Genomic DNA, 16225 nt, shown 5'->3' with positions numbered 1-16225 from the left:
GCCCGCAACACCACCGCCCGGTCCCGCTCGGCCATGCCGCCCCAGGGTCCGCGCAACGCCGACCGCGCCGCCGCCACCGCCGCGTCGACCGTCGCAGAATCGGCCTCCGCCACCTCGAACACCGTCTCCCCGGACACCGGCGACACCTTCGCAAACCGCTTCCCCGCGTCGACGAACCGGCCGCCGACGAAACTACGCAACAGGCCGGGACCGTCGGCGGCCGGCCGGCCGACGAACAGATCGGGATGCCACAGGGCTGGCATCGGTGCGATGGCTGCCATGTTCTACCTTCCGTTGCCGGTGCGCGGGGATGTGTCGGGATCAGTCCGTGGTGGCGATGCCGCTGCCCTGGTCAGCGACCAGGGCCACGACGGCAGCGTCGACTGTCGCTTCGCCGGTCGCGGCGGCGGCTGCCTCATCCGTGGCGACCAGTACGGTGCTGCCGGTGCCGGCGTTCATCAGGTCGACGGCGACCCGCTGCGGCCCGCCCGGGTGCTCGCGAATCAGCACCAGGCGGCGTCCCTGAAGGGTCGCGACAATCCGGTCGGGCCAGACCTTGCCGAGCACTTCTGCGAGGATCATCAGCTGTCACCCTGCAGCGACGCCATAACGGCCCGGATCCGGGTCGACTCGCCCTCCTCCAGCAGCGCCGAGGTGGCCGGATGCGGCTTGGGGTAGATCTGCGAGCTGCGCAAATCACCGTGTTGGCGGATGGCAGCTTCCCCGGCTGACACTGCCTGCCGTACGGCTGCCAGGGTCCCCTGCACAGCGGCAGCGAGATAGCCGCTGGTGACCCGTTCGACGGCGATGCACCGTACGTCCGCAGTCTTGATCATGGCTTCGACCCCTGCGGAGAGGGCGACGATGCCCCGGGTCTCCACGATTCCGATCGCCTTCTCTGAGGACATGACACTTCTCCTTCTGGCTGTGTCGCCGGCAGGGCCGGCTCAGTTGCCGACGAGTCCGGGGGCGATGGCCAGCGCGGTGACTGCGTCGCAGGGGCTGGCGAAGACGATGGACCGGACCGGGCGGCCAGTCTTGGCTCGGGCGGTCTCCTCGCCGATGTCGACGGCTTCTTCCACGGTGGCGAGGTCGCCGCGGACCGCCACCGCGACGATTCCGCCGCCGAGGCGTACGACTCCGGTTACTTCGACCTCGGTCGCCTTGACCATGGCGTCCACCGCGTCAAAGATCGGAATAAATCCTTCGGCTTCGACGAATCCCGCAGCGGCGTTACGCATCGGGTTCCTCCTGTCGTTGGTGTTTCGGATGCCCGCTGGTCGGGCTGTCGGTCATGCGGTGCGGGCCGGCGCCGTTCATTCGGGTGCCGGCAGATTCCAGGACAGGACGGCAGCGCCGGTGCCCCACAGTGGTCCGTAGCTGTGCAGTTGCCCCGGGGCAGCGGCGACTCCGGTGCCGGCGAGGAAGGCGAATGCCCGGAACTGGCTGTCGGCCTGGGCCTGGCGGGCGTAGTCTTCGCGGACCGCGAGGACTTTGTCGGTGTCGCCGGCGGTCAGCATTTGCAAGATCCGTTCGTTCCACCGGTCGTGTGCCGGCTCGGCGATGCGGTCCTGGTCCGGCTCGATCCACTGCTGGATGAGGCCGGAGGACAGTCCGCTGACCACCACCACCGCCGCTCGGACACCGGCGTCACGGGCGGCTTCGGCACCGGCTCGGCCGACCCGGGCCAGGGTGTCGGCGTCGGCGTACAGGTTGCACGACACCTGCGCCCAGCGCAGGGTGCACTGCGGGTCGAGCAGCGTGGAGGTCACGATGGTCCCGGTGTCGATCGGGAAGCCCTGGTAACGGGTGCGTCGGGCCTGCATGCCGTCGGCGTCCACCCGGGCCGCCCAGCGTTCGGTGAACTCGACGTCGAAGCGCAGGTCGTAGCTGAGGTGGCCGTAGTCGTAGGCGTACCAGTTCTCGTCGGTGTGCGCCCCACGCGGGTTCGGGTCACACTGGAACTGGTGGCCGAGCACGGTGAACCACTGGGTGGACAGCAGCAGGACGACGTCCGGTTCGAGGGCGCGCAGCCGGTCGCCGACCGTACGGGCGGAGTCGGCCAGCGCCGCCCAGCTGGTGGCGGGCTTGTCGGCGAGCAGGTGCGGCATGCCGGGCAGCAGTACGCCGGCCTGGATTCCACGGTCAGTCATCGACGTTCTCCGGTGTCCACTCGACCACCGCGTTGCCGGTTCCGATGATCGTGCCGTAGCCGAGCACGTCACCGGCGATGTCCGGCCAGCCGAGCGCGGACAGCAGCCAGGTAAGGCTGCCGGCCTTCGTCTCGGACGCGGTGGCTTCGATGTGTTCGGGGATGAGTTCGCGCAGCCGGCTGGTCGGACCCTGGCGGATCGTTTCCAGCAGCTTCATGTCCCAGCGGTACTGGTGGTTGTTGTACGGGTGCTCGCGTTCCATGTCCTCGGGCAGCTGGGGTTCCTCGTGCCAGTGCAGGTGGGACAGGGAGTTGGAGGCGAGCAGCACGGCGCGTCGGCCGGTGTTCTCGATCGCCCGGCGGGTCGCCTCGCCGAGCACCTCCATCTGGCCGAGGGACGCCTCGGAGTAGAAGTACGGGTTGTTGTTTGCCGACAGCGACACCACCGGGATGTCCCAGTCAGGGTTGACCATGTGCAGTGCGCCGATGGTGGCGTAGTCGACCCGTACCCCGGGATCGCGCAGCTTGCTGGTGACCAGGCCGAGGTCGGCGGCTTCGTCGGCGATGGCCTCGGCGAGGGGTACGTCGGTGTGGAAGTCGTAGTGGTAGCGGAACAGATGCGGGAAGATCGGCTCGACGGAGACGCCGCGCGGGTTGGGCACGCAGTTCACGTGGTGGCCGACCATGGTGATCCAGTGCGGGGCGTGCACGATCAGCACGTCGGGCCGGTGCACGTCGCGGATCCGGCGGCGGAGTCGGTGGTACGCCCAGCGCAGCACTTCCCAGCCGCCTTGTGACCGGGGTTCGTTCTGCGGCGGGTTCTCGCCGTAGATCAGGTGCGGCGGGTGCGGGCTGAGGTAGCCGGCGACGATACCGGGTCGGCGGCCTGCCGGAGCGGGGCGGACAGCGTCAGCGGAGTCCGGCCGCCGGTTACGGGTCGTGGTGCCCCGGGTCGGTACGGGTAGTCGGAACACCTTGCTCATCGCGGTTCTCCTGTCAAGGCCGGGGCGTCGCGCAGGATCCGCAGCATGCAGCGGTCACCGGGCTGGGTGCCGAGAATCCGCAGCCCGTCGTCATCGAGCGCGGCCTGGTGCCGAGCGACGCCGGGGTCGTGGCTTACCCAGGCACGCAGCGGTGCGGGGTGGGTGCCGTGCAGTTCGATCAGCATGTCGGCGGGCAGACCGTCGGCGGGGTTGGTGTAGACGAGGCGACGGCGGCCCCGCTGACCGGTGTAGGCCGGCTCGGCGGTGGTGGTGACCTGGTACCAGCGACGAGCGGCGCGGGCCTGGTCGCGGGCGGCACCGGTGGCCACTTCGTCGAGGAGACCGGTGTCGTCGCACACCACGCCGTAGCGGTCGAGGGCCTGGTCGGTGGTGAGATAGCCGGCTGCGACGTCGGCGGCCACCAGGCCGGGGTCGCGGGTGAGCGGGTCGCCCCAGCCGCCGCCGCCGGCTGATTCCATCACCAGTACGTCGCCTTCGCGCATCCGGTGTCCGGCTACCTTGCCGGGGGTGTCGAAGTCGATCCGCCGGCCGGCGCGGCGCAGATAGGTGGCGGTGGGGGCGCCGGGCGCGCCGGTGGACAGTCCGTACGGCGCGACGGTGGTGCGGTCGGTCTGCACCGAGTAGGCGCCGCTTGTGGCCAGCAGCCGGGTGGCCCGTCGGACACCGAGGCCACCGCGGTGCCGGCCGGCGCCGCCGGATCCGGTACGCAGCTCACAGGCTTCGACGAGGATCGGGATCTCGGTTTCCAGCCGTTCGACCGACTGGATCGTGGAGATGTCGCCGAGGTCAACGGGGTTCATCGCGCTCGGGCCGTCGGAGCCGAGGAAGCCTCCGTTGCCGCCGGCCGGGTAGTCGTAGTAGAGGTACGGCTGGCCGGTGTGTTCGTCGACGCCGCCGATCAGGTTCTGGAAGGTCGTACCGAACTGGTCGGCGGCGATCAGGTCCGGTGCGACCTGGCTGAGGGCGGCCATCACCGCGGAGATGACCCGCTTGCGGACCTCGCTGTGTGCGTTGGCCGGTGCCGGGTAGGTGACGTGTACGACGGTTCCCGGGTCGGTGCGCACGGTCAGTGGCCGGAAGGCGCCGTGGTTGACCAGCCCGCCAGGATCCAAGGCGGACTTGACGGCGATGAAGACCCCGGCGGTGGTCATCGCGAGCGACGAGTTGACGACGGCGGCGACCTGTGGAGAGGAGCCGCGGAAGTCGGCGACGAGTTGGTCACCGGTGACGGTCAACGCGCAGCGCACCAGTGCGGCGTCGTACTCGCCGTCGGTGTACAGGTCGAGGTAGTCCTCGTAGTGGTAGGTGCCGTCCGGCAGGTCGCGGATCTGGTCGCGTAGTCGCCGCTCGGTGCGGTCCATGTTGGCCTCGACGCAGCCGAGAATCAGGTCGCGACCGTACCGGTCGACGAGTTCGCGTAGCCGCCGCTGTGCGGTGTGGCAGGCGGCGATGCTGGACTCCAGGTCTCCCTGACGTTCGTCGGCCATCCGGACGTTGGCGAACAGGATCCGCATCGCGGCGATGTTGGGCTGGCCCGCGTCGACCAGTCGGATCGGCGGGACCCGCAGCCCTTCCTGCAGGATCTCGGTGGCCTTCCCGGAGACGCTGCCGGGTGTCATGCCGCCGATGTCGGCCCAGTGCATGCGGACGCAGGGGAACAGGAACAGCTCTCCCCCGACGAACACCGGGCTGATCAGGGTGACGTCGTTGAGGTGGCTGCCGCCCCGGTACGGGTCGTTGACCAGGTAGATGTCACCGGGCCGGAACTCGTCGCGGTAGTCGGCGAAAATCTCCTTCACCGATGCCGGCATCGCGATGACATGGCCGGGCATGTCGCGGCCCTGGGCGACCATCTCGCCGTCCGCGTTGAACAACGCGCACGAGAAGTCCTGCGCGTCGGCGATCACCGGGGAGTGCGCCGTGCGGAAGATCGTCTGGCGCATCTCCCGCACGATCGAGATCAACCCTTCGGTGACGATCTCGAGATCGATCGGGTTCAGGGACATGCGGGGCCTCGCAATGCTGACAGGGACGGGCACCTACCGGACGGACCATCACCAGGCGATGGACCATCATATGAGCCTTGTGTTATATTATGAACCTACCAACTTCAGGGATGGGAAGGCAAGATGTCGTCTGTCACCGACCCGGGCCGCGAGTCCGGCACCCAGGCGCTCGACCGCGCGCTGGCCGTGCTGCTCGCGTTCCGGCGCGACACCCCCGAACGCAAGGTCAGTGACGTCAGCCGGGAGCTCGGGCTGCACAAGTCGACCGCCAGCCGGTTGTTCCGGGCGCTCGCCGACGCCGGCTTCCTGCAGCGCAACGAGGAGACCGGCGCGTACCGGCTGGGAGTCACCGTGTTCGACCTCGGCGCCCGCTTCCTGGCCGGGCTCGACATGCACGCCATCGCCCGACCGCTGCTGCACCAGCTGGCCGAGGAGCAGGGCGAGTCGGTGAACCTGGCCATCCGCGACGGCCTGGACGCGATCTCGATCGACCTGGTAACCGGGTCGCACAGCCTGCAGCTGGTCTCCCGGCTGGGCCGACGCATCCCGTTGTGGTGCAGCGCCGCCGGCAAGGCGCTGTTAATCGACATGGACGACGACCAGGTCCGTGAGCTGCTGGCCGATGCGGCCTGGACCCGGCTGACCCGGCGTACGATCACCGACATCGACGTCTTCCTGGCCGATCTCGCCGGGGTGCGGGAACACGGCTGGGCGCTCAACGACGAGGAGAGCGAAGACGGCCTGCGAGTCGTCGGCGCGCCGGTGCGGGACCGGCTCGGCGCGGTGACCGCGTCGATCAGCGTCTCCGGCCCGATCTTCCGGCTGGACAGCCCGCAACGGGTCACCGCGCTCGCCGCCGCCGCGGTCCGCACCGCCGACGAGCTGTCCCGCCAGCTCGGCCACGGCGTCGGGCAGATCTGGGGCAGTTGACCGGCGACCGGCTCAGAAGTGCTGCTGCACGACATCCGGATCAACCTTGACGTGCAGCAGCACTGGCCCGGTCAGCGGCAGCAGCGCGTCGAACGCCGCCGAAACGGTTGCCTCGTCATGCGCCTGGTACGCGCTGACGCCGAGCGCGCCGGCCACCGCGGCCAGGTCCCGGTACGGAAAGCGGGCGATGGCCGGGTCAGCGCCGGCGGGTCGCAGCTTGCGCACCTCCGCCCCGTACGCGCCGTCGTCCAGCACGATCACCAGCACCGGGGCGCCGACCCGGGCCAGAGTGTCCAGCTCACCCAACGCGGTCAGCAGACTGCCGTCGCCCTCGAACGCCACCACCGGGCGGTCCGGTCGGCCGAGCGCGGCGCCGATCGCGTACGCCACACCGACGCCGATACTGCCGAACTCCCACGGCGCGACCAGCGACCGGTCCACCGCTGGCGAGTCCAGGTAGAGGTTGGGCCAGCCGCCGAAGTGGCCGACCCCGACGACCGTCGTACGGGGCAGCGGCAGCCGACGGGCGCAGATCGCCATCAGCCGGCGGGGGTCGACGTGCCGGGCGTCTGCGGGCTCCGGGCCGAGCTCGGCGAACGGGTCGGCGTCGCGAATCGCCCGGGCCAGCTGCGGCGTACGCCAGCCGGGCGGCTCCAGCCCGGGCCGCGCCGACTCCAGCGCCCCGGTCAGTGCCCGGGCCACCAGCGCCGCGTCGCCAACCAGCCCACCGTGCACCGGCCAGCGGGCACCGATCGCCGCCGGATCCCGGTCGACGCTGTACACCTGCGCGGCGCCGAACAACTGTCCGTGGTCGGCGGTCCACCGGTTCAGGCCGGCACCGAATGTCACGACGAGATCCGCCTCGCACAGCACGTCCCGGGTCAGCGGACGGGCCAGCCCGCCGGCGACGCCGAGGGCGTACGGATGGCCCGCGAACAGGCCTGCGGCCATCAGGCTGGTGACCAGCACGGCTCCGGCGTGGTCGGCCAACGCGGTCAGCTCCGGTCCGGCGTGCACCGCGCCCCGGCCGGCGAGGATCACCGGGCGGCGGGCCCGACGCAGGCGGTGCGCCAACGCGGCGACCGCCGTCGGGTCGGGTGCCAGTGGCAGCGGTCCGGCCGGCGCGACAGCGGCCCCGAGCGGTACGGCCGGCCGGTCCCCGGCCGGCTCGTCCTGCAGATCCAACGGGATGTCGAGGACCACCGGCCCCGGTCGCCCCACGGCCTCGCGCACCGCGGCGGCGACGTCGCGCGAGACCGTCGACGCGCCGGTCATCGACACGAAGGCACCGGCGGTGGCCAGGGCGAACGGCTGCTGCGGAAAGTTCTGCACATGCAGCGGGTCACTCGCCGGGGTGTCCCCGGCGAGCAGCAGCAGCGGTGTCCCCGCGTGCCGGGCGATGGTCAACGCCGGGCCGGCGGCGGCCAGGCCCGGACCCTGGGTGACCGTGGCCACCGCGCACCGGCCGGTGACCCGCGCCCATCCGTCGGCCATCATCACCGCGGCGTTCTCGTTGCGGGCCGCCACGAACCGGACCCCGTGCCGGGCGACCAGGTCGGCCACCAGGAACATGTTCGCGTCGCCGAGCAGGCCGAACACGGTGTCCATCCCGTGCTCGACCAACACGTCCGCGATCGCCTGGTAGACCTTCACCGGTCCGCCTCCGGGTGCCGGTCCGCCTCCGGACGGCGGTACGGGCCGGCGGGACGCAGCGCGACGCTCAGCGCACCCAGATAGGAGTCGGTGGCCACTGCGTCGAAGCGCGGGCCGGCCAGCCGGGCAGTCCGTTTGGTCATCGACCGACCCAGCGCCGGCACCGCCAGCAGCCGGTGGGCCAGTTCGGTGCCGGCGTCGGTTACCCGGTCGGGCGGCACCACCTCGGTCACCAACTCCAGCTGGTGCAGCCGGGCCGCGTCGATCCGCTCGCCGAGCAGCAGCCAGCGTTTGGCCCGGTCGGCACCGACCAGGTCGGCGAGGATCGCCATGCCGCCCCAGGTCAAGGGGATACCAAAGCCCACCTCGGGGAACGTGAAGAAGCAGGTGTCGGCGGCGAGGCGCAGGTCGCTGGCCAGCCCGAGGATCGCCCCGGAGCCGATCGCCGGCCCGTTGAACGCGGTCACCGTGGTCTGCTCCAGGCGGTACCAGCGCTCGACCAGCTCGGCGGTGCGCCGCTGCACGCTCATCGTGGTGGCGGCGTCGAGGGTGGCCAGCTCAGCCAGGTCGGTGCCGGCGCAGAAGGCGGTGCCGGCACCGGTCAGCAGCACCACCTCGACGGTGTCGTCGCGGCCGAGGTCGTGCAGCACCTGTTCGAACTGCCCGAGCATGTCCAGATCGAAGCTGTTGCGCCGAGCGGTGCGGTCCAGGGTCACCACCGCTAGCCGCCCCGCACGCTGCAGGTGTACCGATGTCACGTCGCCTCCGATTGCAGTAGGGCGCGGTCGACCAGGGCCGCGGCGTGTCCGACGTAGCTGAGCGGATCGAGCAGCCGGGTCAGCTCCGCCTCCGGCAGAGCCGCCCTGACCTGCGGATCGGCGCGCAGCAGCTCGGCGAACGGCCGATCATGGTCGAGGCTGTCCCGCACGATTCGCATCACCAGGTGGTGCGCCTGTTCCCGGCCCAGTGGGCCGGCCAGGCGCAGCATCACGGACTCCGACAGCACCAGGCCGCCGGTGGTGGACAAGTTGACGCGCATCCGGGCGACGTCAACGCGGAGCCCGGCGAAGACCTCGTTGAGGCGCTGCAGTGCGCCCCCGACGAGGATGAAGCACTCCGGCACCAGCTTCCACAGCGCCATTCCGACGCCCATGTCCCGGTCGTCCTGGGACACCATCGTCTGCATCGCCAGCGGCACCTGCGCACGGACCGTGCCGGCCGCGGCGATGACCGCCTCGCAGCGGATCGGATTGCGCTTGTGCGGCATCGTGCTGCTGCCCACCTGGGTATCGCGCTGCGGCTCGTGTGCCTCGCCGATCTCGGTACGGCCGAGGAAGTACACCTCGCGAGCCAGCTTCTCGGCGGTGGAGGCGACCAGGCCGAGCAGGGTGAGACACTCCACCACCCGGTCCGGGGTGGCGTGCCAGGGGGTCGAGGCGACGCCCAACCCGAGCCGGTCGGCGACGGCGCGTTCGATGTCGAAGGCCCGTGGCCCGTAACCGGCCATGGTGCCGGCCGCCCCGCCCATGCTGACCACCAGCAACCGGGGCCGGAGCTGGGCCAACCGCTCCCGGTGGCGCTGCAGCTCGCTCTGCCAGACCGCGCAGCGCAGCCCGAACGTGGTCGGTAGGGCCTGCTGACCGTGGGTTCGGGCCGCCATCGCCGTGTCCCGGTGCCGCAGGGCGAGCCGGCGCAGTACGCGGATCAGCTCGTCGATCTGCCGGCTGACGATGTCCAGTCCGGCTCGGGCGCGCAGCACGAACCCGGTGTCCATGACGTCCTGGGTGGTGGCGCCGAGATGGACGTAGCGGCCGCCGTCGCCGGCCGCCCTGGTCAGGGCCCGTACCAGCGGCACCAGCGGATGCACGGTGTCGGCGGCGTCGGCGGCCACCGCAGCCAGGTCCAGCGACTCGACCCGGGCGGCAGCGGTAATCTGCGCCGCCGCTGCGGCCGGAATGACGCCCGCGTCGCCCTGGGCCCCGGCAAGTGCCGCTTCCACATCGAGCCACGCCTGCATCAGCTGCCGGTCGTTGAACACCCCACGCATCTCGGCGTTGCCGAAGAAGCTGGTCACCGTCAACGAGTCGAGGAAGCAGGAGCTGAGCGGGTTCACCGTGCCACCCCGTCGATCATGGCCGTGACCGCCCGCCGGTCCACCTTGCCCGACGGCAGCAGTGGCAGTTCCGTCACGACGCGCCAGTCGGTCGGCACCTTGTGCCGGGACAGGCTGCCTGCGGCGGCCGCAGCCAGTTCGGTGCAGCGCAGGGTCGCCCCCGGGGTGGCGACCACAACCGCGACCACCTCCTCGCCCCAGCGCGGGGACGCGACCCCGACGACGCACGCCTGCGCGACGCCCTCGCAGGTGAGCAGGAACGCCTCGACCTCGGCCGGGCTGACGTTCTCCCCGCCCCGGATGATCAGGTCCTTCACCCGGCCGGTCAGGGTCAGGGTGCCGTCGGCGGCGAGCCGGCCCAGGTCACCGGTGCGCAACCACCCCTGCGGGTCGTACGCCGCCCGGTTCGCCGCCGGATCGTCGAGATAGCCGGGGCTCACCGACTCGCCGCGGACCTGCAGCTCACCTTCTGCTCCGGCAGGGAGCGGCCGGGTCGACCCGCCCGCGTCCACCGCGACGATCCGGGCCCGCAACCCGGGGAGTACCCGCCCGACGGTGGAGCCGTCCGGTGGGCAGCTGCCGTCGTCGGGGTCGACGCTGATGGTCGGACCGGCCTCGGTCTGCCCGTAGACGACCGCCAACCGCCGCAGCCGCAGCGTGTCGCGTACCCGCGCGCGCAGTGCGGGTGGGCAGCTGGCACCACCGAGGAAGCCCAGGCGCAGCGCGGTCAGGTCCCACCGCCGGGGCTGCTCGTCGAGCCGGTCGGCGAGCATGGTCGCCATCGTCGGCACCAGTTGAACGACTGTGCACTGGTGCCGGTGCACGACGTCGAGCACGTCGTCGGGACGGAACCGCGGCACCGGGAACAGCTGCGCCCCGGTGACCGCCGCCAGCACCACGCCGCTGCTGAGGCCGGCGGCGTGGGCGAACGGCAACGGACAGCAGATCCGGTCGGCCGGGCCGATCCCGGCGGCCTGCGCCGTCCAGGTCGCGTTGCGGACCAGGTTCCGCCCGGTCAGGACGACCATTTTCGGGGTGCCCGTCGATCCCGAGGTGAACTGGACGTTCAGCGGGGCATCGGGGTCGTGGGCCGGCTCCGGTGGCGGCCCGGCCCAACCGGGCAGGCCGGCGAGTGCGTCACCGGCCTGGTCCGCCGGCAGGAAGGTGACCGGCCCGGTCGCCGCACGCCGGGCGGACGACGTCACGTCGCGGTCCCGGATCTCTCGCGCGGCGAACAGCCGGACCGGCCGGGTCCGACGCAACGCGGCGGCCAGCTCCGGCTCCGTCGCGGCGGGGTGCACGGTGACCAGGGCGGCTCCGCGCCAGGCCGCGGCGGCGAGCAGCACCAGCCAGGCGATGCTGTTCTCGGCCCACACGGCGATCCGGTCGCCGCGGCCGACACCGGCGGCGGCGAGCACGCTGGCGGTCCGGGCGGCGAGCGCCGCGTACTCGCCGGCGGTGACGGCGGGCCGGCCGGCGACGGCGAACAGCGGCCGGTCCGGCTGTCGCCGGGCCTGCCCCAGCAGCACGGCGTCGTACGCCGGCAGATCGACGGGAGCCATCAGGAGCGCTCCAGCAGCAGGTTCCCGTGCGGATCCACCCGCCCCCACCATCCGGCGCCGACCACTGTGGTGCTTCCGCTCTCCCGGACGACCGCCGGGCCGCTGACCCGTACGCCGGCGGTCAGCTCGCCACGCTGCCAGACGGCGGCATCGGTCCAGCCCTCCGGCCCCCACACCGGCAGGGTGCCGGGCTCGGGCGCCGGGCCGTCAGGTGGCGCGGCGAAGGTCACGGCGGGCTGTGGCCCGAACGCGGTGAGCCGGCAGTTCACGATCTCGGCCGGGTGCTCCGAACGCAGGTAGGCGTACCGCTCCTGGTAGGCGGCGTGGAAGGCGCGGATCAGATCGGCGGGTTCGTCGGGCAGCTCGTCCAGCGGCACGGCCAGGTCGAAGCTCTGGCCACGGAAACGCATCCCCAGCGACAGCCGGAAGGTGACCTGGTCGGCCTCCACCGCGTCCTCGGCCTTGAGCTGGTCGCGGGCGGCCGCTTTCAGCTCCTCGACCAGCCCGCGGGCCGTCGCCAGGCCGGCGGAGTCGGCGGGGACCAGCGCGGTACGGACGTAGTCGTGACGGGCCCGGGCGGCGACGAAGCCGAGCGCCGAGAAGTTTCCCGGCACCGGGGGAACCAGGACCCGTGGGATTCCCAGCTCGTCGGCGAGTGCGGTGGCGTGCATCGGTCCGGCGCCGCCGAACGGCATCAGCACGAATTCCCGCGGGTCGTGGCCGCGGGCCACCGAGATCTCCTTGATCGCGCTGGTCATCTTGACCGTGGCCAGGCGAAGGATGCCGTACGCGAGTTCGGTCTCGGTCAGGCCGTCACCGAGTTCGGCGGCCAGCCGCCCGAGAGCGGCACGCGCCGCGTCGAGCTGCGGGGTGACCTCGCCGCCCAGCCGCCCGTGCGGGTCGAGATGGCCGACCACCAGGTGGGCGTCGGTGGTCGTCGGTTCCACGCCGCCCCGGCCGTAGCAGGCCGGACCGGGATCGGAGCCGGCGCTGCGCGGGCCGACCCGCAGCTCGCCGCCCCGGTCGCGCCAGGCGATCGAGCCGCCACCAGCACCGATCGTGTTGATCTCGATCTGGAAGGTCCGGTTCGGATGCCCGGCGATGGTGCCGTGGTTGGTCATCAGCGGCACGCCGTCCTTGATCAGGCAGACGTCCGTGCTCGTGCCGCCGATGTCGCAGGTGATGACGTTGTCGAAGCCGGCCAGGCCGGCGACGTACGCGCTGGCCGCCACGCCGCCAGCGGGGCCGGACAACGCGAGGTTGATCGGCAGCCGGCCGGCCTGGTCGGTGGAGACCACGCCGCCGCTGCTGGTCATGATCGCTAGCGGTTGGCGGTAGCCGCTGCCGGCCAGGGTCGAGCCGAGGCCCGACAGGTACGCACTGACCGGCCCTCGGACGCTGGCGTTGAGCACGGTGGTGGCGAACCGCTCGTACTCGCCGTGTTCCGGGACCACTTCGGCGGAGATGCTGCAGGCCAACTGCGGGTGGCGACGGCTGATCCGGTCGGCGGCGGCCCGCTCGTGCCCGGCGTTGCGGTAGGAGTGCAGGAAGCAGATCGCGACGGCGGTGGCCCCGGTGGCGGCCAGCCGGTCGGTCACCTCGTCGAGACCGGTCATGTCCAGCGGGACAGCGATGTCGCCGGCGGCAGTCACCCGTTCCTGAACGGTGTGCCGCATCCGGCGTGGGGTGAGCGCCGGGCGGGCGGCCTCCTTGACGCTGTACAGGCGGGGGCGGTGGCCCAGGCCCATCTCCAACACGTCCCGGAAACCCTCGGTGGTGACTACCGCGACCGGTTCGCCGGCACCTTCCAGCAGGGCGTTGGTGACCCTGGTGGTGCCGTGTACGAACCGCTCGACGTCCGACAGGTGGACGTCGAGCTTGGTCAGGCCGTCGAGGATCGCCGCCGCCGGGTCCGCCGGGGTGGACAGCGTCTTGGCCTCGGCGAGCCGGCCGGTGGCCGGTTCGTACACGATGACATCGGTGAAAGTTCCGCCGATGTCGACGCCGATGCACAGCATGAGGGAACCTTTCGGTCAGATGGGTCACGTCACCGGGGCGGGTGCCGACTGCGTCGACCCGCGCCCCGGAACCCGAACCGGTCAGAAGGTGACGCCGTAGCGGCGCAGGCTGGCGCGGGTGACCGTGCGCAGCACCCAGTCGAACAGGTAGCCGAGCAGGCCGAGGGCGATGATGCCGACGAACACCCACTCGGTCTTGGCGTAGTTGCGGGCGGTCCAGATCAGCGAGCCGAGGCCGCTCTGCGCCGCGACGATCTCCGCGGAGACGATGGTGAGGAACGAGTTGCCCATCGCCAGCCGGGCGCCGGTGACGGCGTACGGCACCGTGGCGGGCAGGATCACCGAGGCCAGGGTGCGAACCGGCCCGGCGCCCAGCGCCCGAGCCGCCCGCAGCTTCAGCTCGTCGACGGCGAGCACCCCGGCGAGGGTGTTCAGCGCCACGATGAAGACCGTGGTGTAGAAGATCAATGCGATCTTCGAGGCCTCACCCGGGCCGAGCCAGATGATCGCCAGGGTGACGAAGGCGATCGGCGGCACGAACCGGAAGAACTGGATGTACGGGTCGAGCATCAGCCGCAGCAGCCGGCTGCGGCCCATCAGCAACCCGACCGGCACCCCGATCAGTACGCCCAGCCCCCAGCCGCTGAGGATGCGTTGGCTGGACGCCCAGACGGAGTCCCACAGCGTCCCGTTGGTCGCCAGCTCCACCGCCCCCTGCCCGGTCAACCGGGGTGAGGGTAGGAAGAACGCGGTGTAGTTTCGGCTGACCAGATCCCAGATGAGCAGGCCGAGCAGCACCGACAGCACCGACAGCACGACGCGGGTGTGTCGACGCCGGCCGGCGAAGCGGCGTGGGCGGGGCCCCGCCGCGCGAGCGGCCGGTGGACGTTGCACATCGACGGCCATCAGCCGCCCCCTCCGTTCAGGCCGTGCCCGTCGTCCAGACCCTGGGCGCGCAGGGTCTGGGCGACCTCGGTGCCGATGTCCTCGCGCAGCACGCGGAACAGCCCGGCGGCGGCCGGATCGGTCAGCTCCCGGGGCCGGGGCAGGTCCACCGGGTACACCTGCTTGATCCGGGCCGCCGGGCCTGCGGTCATGGTGACGATCCGGTCGGCGAGCAGGATCGCCTCGCCGATGTCGTGGGTGACGAACAGGATGGTGGGCCGGGACTGGCGCCAGATGCGGTCGAGTTCGGCCTGCATGACCAGCCGGGTCTGGGCGTCCAGCGCGCCGAACGGCTCGTCCATCAGCACCACCGACGGTTCGTTGGCCAGCACCCGGGCGAGCTGGGCCCGCTGGCGCATGCCGCCGGATAGTTGGCTGGGGAACCGGTCGCCGCTGTGGCTGAGGCCGACCATGGTCAGGTAGCGGTCGACGATCCCGGCCCGCTGCGCACGCGGCACACCCCGCATCCGGGGGCCGAACGCCACGTTCTGGCGTACGGTCAGCCACGGGAACAGGGCCTCGGCGCTCTGGAACACCACGCCCCGGCTGACGTCCGGGCCGGTAACCGGCGCGCCCGCGCACAGCACCTGCCCGGCGGCCGGCCGGACGAACCCGGCGATCGCGTTCAGCAGGGTCGACTTGCCACAGCCGCTGGGACCGAGCAGACAGACGAACTCACCACCGGCGATGTCGAGCGTCGCCCCGGCGACCGCCTCGAAGTCGTCGAAGCGGATGTCGACGTCGCGGACCTGCACCGGGGAGCCCGCCGGACGGGAACCGGATTCCGGTCCCCGTCCGGCGGAGGTGGCGGCCGTCCGCCCGGTCACGCCACGCCCCGGATCATCACCTCGGCCGGGTCGGCCGGGTCGGACACGATCCCGCTGTCCTGCTGGAACTGGGCGATCTCGGCGTAGCGCTGCAGGTCCTCGTCGGTGAAGTCGCGGACCTGGCACTGCACGCCGTCGAGCAGTTCGACGGCCTCGGCCGCAGGTACCTCGATGGCATTCTCGGTAGCGGTGCCGGCGACCTGCGGATCGGCGGTGATCTGCTCACATGCCTCGCCGATCGTGTCCACCAGGGTGGCGGCGGCCTCTTGGTTGGCCTCGTACCAGGCTCCGTCCACCCCGATGATCAGGTTGTAGACGTAGCCGACGTCACCGCTGGTGAGCAGGATCTTGCCGCCGCCCTCGACACCGCGCGAGGGCCACGGCTCCCACATGATGTAGCCGTCGATGTCGCCGCGCTGCAGCAGCGCCGGCATCTCCGCTGGCGAGGAGGTGACGAACTCTACGGCGTCGCGGCTGATGTCGTAGCTGTCGAGGATCTTGTTGGTGGCGTACTCGTTGACCGTTCCGGTCACCACGCCGTACCGCGAGACGTCTGCGACCTCGCCGATCTCGTCGCGGACCACGAGCTTGATGAAGTCGGGCGACTGGGAGAAGACCGCAACGCCCTTGACGTCGCCCCGGGTGGCTCGGTTCAGCAGGCTCGACTCGGTACTCGCGGTGACCTGACCCTCGCGGGCGAGGATCGCGTCGAGGCCACCGGTGCCTTCCTGGTACTGCGTGACGGTGACGTCGATCCCGGCCTCGGCGAACAGGTTTTGCTGATCGGCCAGGTAGATCGGCGAGTACGCGGGATCGACGCCGACCCCGAAGTCGATGGTCGTCGTCTCGGCCGGTGTGCCGGGTTCACTACCCGGGTCCTGATTCTCGGCACAGGCCGCGGCGACGGCGGTGACCAGCAACGCGGCGCCGACCACCCGCAAGGTACGCAATCTCATGGCTAACCCCAGTTCATTGCGACTCATATTGTGGTTCTAGGTTCTTATTCTGAGACGCT

The 16225-nt window shown here is 71.4% G+C and carries 16 protein-coding genes; 1 reads left to right on the top strand and 15 read right to left on the bottom strand.

The window, feature by feature from the left end; genetic code table 11:
- The 7 genes from ACFHW1_RS23015 to ACFHW1_RS22985 form a co-directional block, all read right to left on the bottom strand.
- On the bottom strand, nt 1-281 hold a 281-nt coding region (locus ACFHW1_RS23015), incomplete at its 3' end, for an aldehyde dehydrogenase family protein (RefSeq protein WP_416616054.1).
- A 40-nt stretch (nt 282-321) separates the two neighbouring features.
- Nucleotides 322-582 carry a EutN/CcmL family microcompartment protein gene (locus ACFHW1_RS23010; protein WP_416568815.1) on the bottom strand — a complete coding sequence of 87 codons (261 nt, stop codon included), beginning with the start codon at nt 580-582 and terminating at the stop codon, nt 322-324.
- Nucleotides 582-908 (bottom strand): BMC domain-containing protein, encoded by a 327-nt coding sequence (locus ACFHW1_RS23005; protein ID WP_416556360.1) that lies wholly within the window; start codon nt 906-908, stop codon nt 582-584. The genes ACFHW1_RS23010 and ACFHW1_RS23005 overlap by 1 nt, the downstream gene beginning before the upstream one ends.
- A 39-nt stretch (nt 909-947) precedes the next feature.
- Nucleotides 948-1241: a BMC domain-containing protein gene (locus ACFHW1_RS23000; RefSeq protein ID WP_416556361.1), complete on the bottom strand. Its 294-nt coding sequence runs from the start codon at nt 1239-1241 to the stop codon at nt 948-950.
- Between the two features lie 75 nt (nt 1242-1316).
- Nucleotides 1317-2153: a 2-amino-5-chlorophenol 1,6-dioxygenase subunit alpha gene (locus ACFHW1_RS22995; RefSeq protein ID WP_416568816.1), complete on the bottom strand. Its 837-nt coding sequence runs from the start codon at nt 2151-2153 to the stop codon at nt 1317-1319.
- The gene (locus ACFHW1_RS22990) at nt 2146-3135 is read right to left on the bottom strand and encodes a tRNA U-34 5-methylaminomethyl-2-thiouridine biosynthesis protein (protein ID WP_416556363.1); all 990 of its coding nucleotides are present in this window, start codon (nt 3133-3135) and stop codon (nt 2146-2148) included. Before ACFHW1_RS22990 ends, ACFHW1_RS22995 begins: the two co-directional genes overlap by 8 nt.
- Nucleotides 3132-5162 carry a hydantoinase B/oxoprolinase family protein gene (locus tag ACFHW1_RS22985; RefSeq protein ID WP_416616052.1) on the bottom strand — a complete coding sequence of 677 codons (2031 nt, stop codon included), beginning with the start codon at nt 5160-5162 and terminating at the stop codon, nt 3132-3134. The genes ACFHW1_RS22990 and ACFHW1_RS22985 overlap by 4 nt, the downstream gene beginning before the upstream one ends.
- A gap of 123 nt (nt 5163-5285) precedes the next feature.
- Here ACFHW1_RS22985 and ACFHW1_RS22980 point away from each other — a divergent pair, with 123 nt between their 5' ends.
- A complete protein-coding gene (locus tag ACFHW1_RS22980; RefSeq protein WP_416556365.1) occupies nt 5286-6092 on the top strand; it encodes an IclR family transcriptional regulator in 807 nt (268 codons plus the stop codon).
- Nucleotides 6093-6104: 12 nt separating this feature from the next.
- Here ACFHW1_RS22980 and ACFHW1_RS22975 read toward each other — a convergent pair whose 3' ends face one another.
- The 8 genes from ACFHW1_RS22975 to ACFHW1_RS22940 all read right to left on the bottom strand — a co-directional run bounded on the left by ACFHW1_RS22975 (nt 6105) and on the right by ACFHW1_RS22940 (nt 16166).
- Nucleotides 6105-7745 carry a thiamine pyrophosphate-binding protein gene (locus ACFHW1_RS22975; RefSeq protein WP_416616050.1) on the bottom strand — a complete coding sequence of 547 codons (1641 nt, stop codon included), beginning with the start codon at nt 7743-7745 and terminating at the stop codon, nt 6105-6107.
- Nucleotides 7742-8503 (bottom strand): enoyl-CoA hydratase/isomerase family protein, encoded by a 762-nt coding sequence (locus ACFHW1_RS22970; RefSeq protein ID WP_416556367.1) that lies wholly within the window; start codon nt 8501-8503, stop codon nt 7742-7744. Before ACFHW1_RS22970 ends, ACFHW1_RS22975 begins: the two co-directional genes overlap by 4 nt.
- The gene (gene purB, locus ACFHW1_RS22965) at nt 8500-9858 is read right to left on the bottom strand and encodes an adenylosuccinate lyase (RefSeq protein ID WP_416556368.1); all 1359 of its coding nucleotides are present in this window, start codon (nt 9856-9858) and stop codon (nt 8500-8502) included. Before purB ends, ACFHW1_RS22970 begins: the two co-directional genes overlap by 4 nt.
- Nucleotides 9855-11420 (bottom strand): class I adenylate-forming enzyme family protein, encoded by a 1566-nt coding sequence (locus ACFHW1_RS22960; RefSeq protein ID WP_416616048.1) that lies wholly within the window; start codon nt 11418-11420, stop codon nt 9855-9857. Before ACFHW1_RS22960 ends, purB begins: the two co-directional genes overlap by 4 nt.
- Nucleotides 11420-13438 carry a hydantoinase/oxoprolinase family protein gene (locus ACFHW1_RS22955; protein ID WP_416616046.1) on the bottom strand — a complete coding sequence of 673 codons (2019 nt, stop codon included), beginning with the start codon at nt 13436-13438 and terminating at the stop codon, nt 11420-11422. Before ACFHW1_RS22955 ends, ACFHW1_RS22960 begins: the two co-directional genes overlap by 1 nt.
- 81 nt (nt 13439-13519) lie before the next feature.
- Complete coding sequence (locus ACFHW1_RS22950; RefSeq protein WP_416556371.1) at nt 13520-14344, bottom strand: ABC transporter permease; 825 nt, start codon at nt 14342-14344, stop codon at nt 13520-13522.
- On the bottom strand, nt 14344-15210 hold the full coding sequence (locus ACFHW1_RS22945) for an ABC transporter ATP-binding protein (RefSeq protein WP_416556372.1): 867 nt from the start codon (nt 15208-15210) through the stop codon (nt 14344-14346). The genes ACFHW1_RS22950 and ACFHW1_RS22945 overlap by 1 nt, the downstream gene beginning before the upstream one ends.
- Nucleotides 15207-16166 carry an ABC transporter substrate-binding protein gene (locus ACFHW1_RS22940; RefSeq protein ID WP_416556373.1) on the bottom strand — a complete coding sequence of 320 codons (960 nt, stop codon included), beginning with the start codon at nt 16164-16166 and terminating at the stop codon, nt 15207-15209. Before ACFHW1_RS22940 ends, ACFHW1_RS22945 begins: the two co-directional genes overlap by 4 nt.
- Nucleotides 16167-16225 lie beyond the last annotated feature (59 nt).

Origin of the sequence: Micromonospora sp. LOL_014, from assembly GCF_048060245.1 — a bacterium.
In the GTDB taxonomy this organism is placed as follows: Bacteria; Actinomycetota; Actinomycetes; order Mycobacteriales; family Micromonosporaceae; genus Micromonospora_E.
This window is presented reverse-complemented; position numbering and strand designations above follow the sequence as displayed.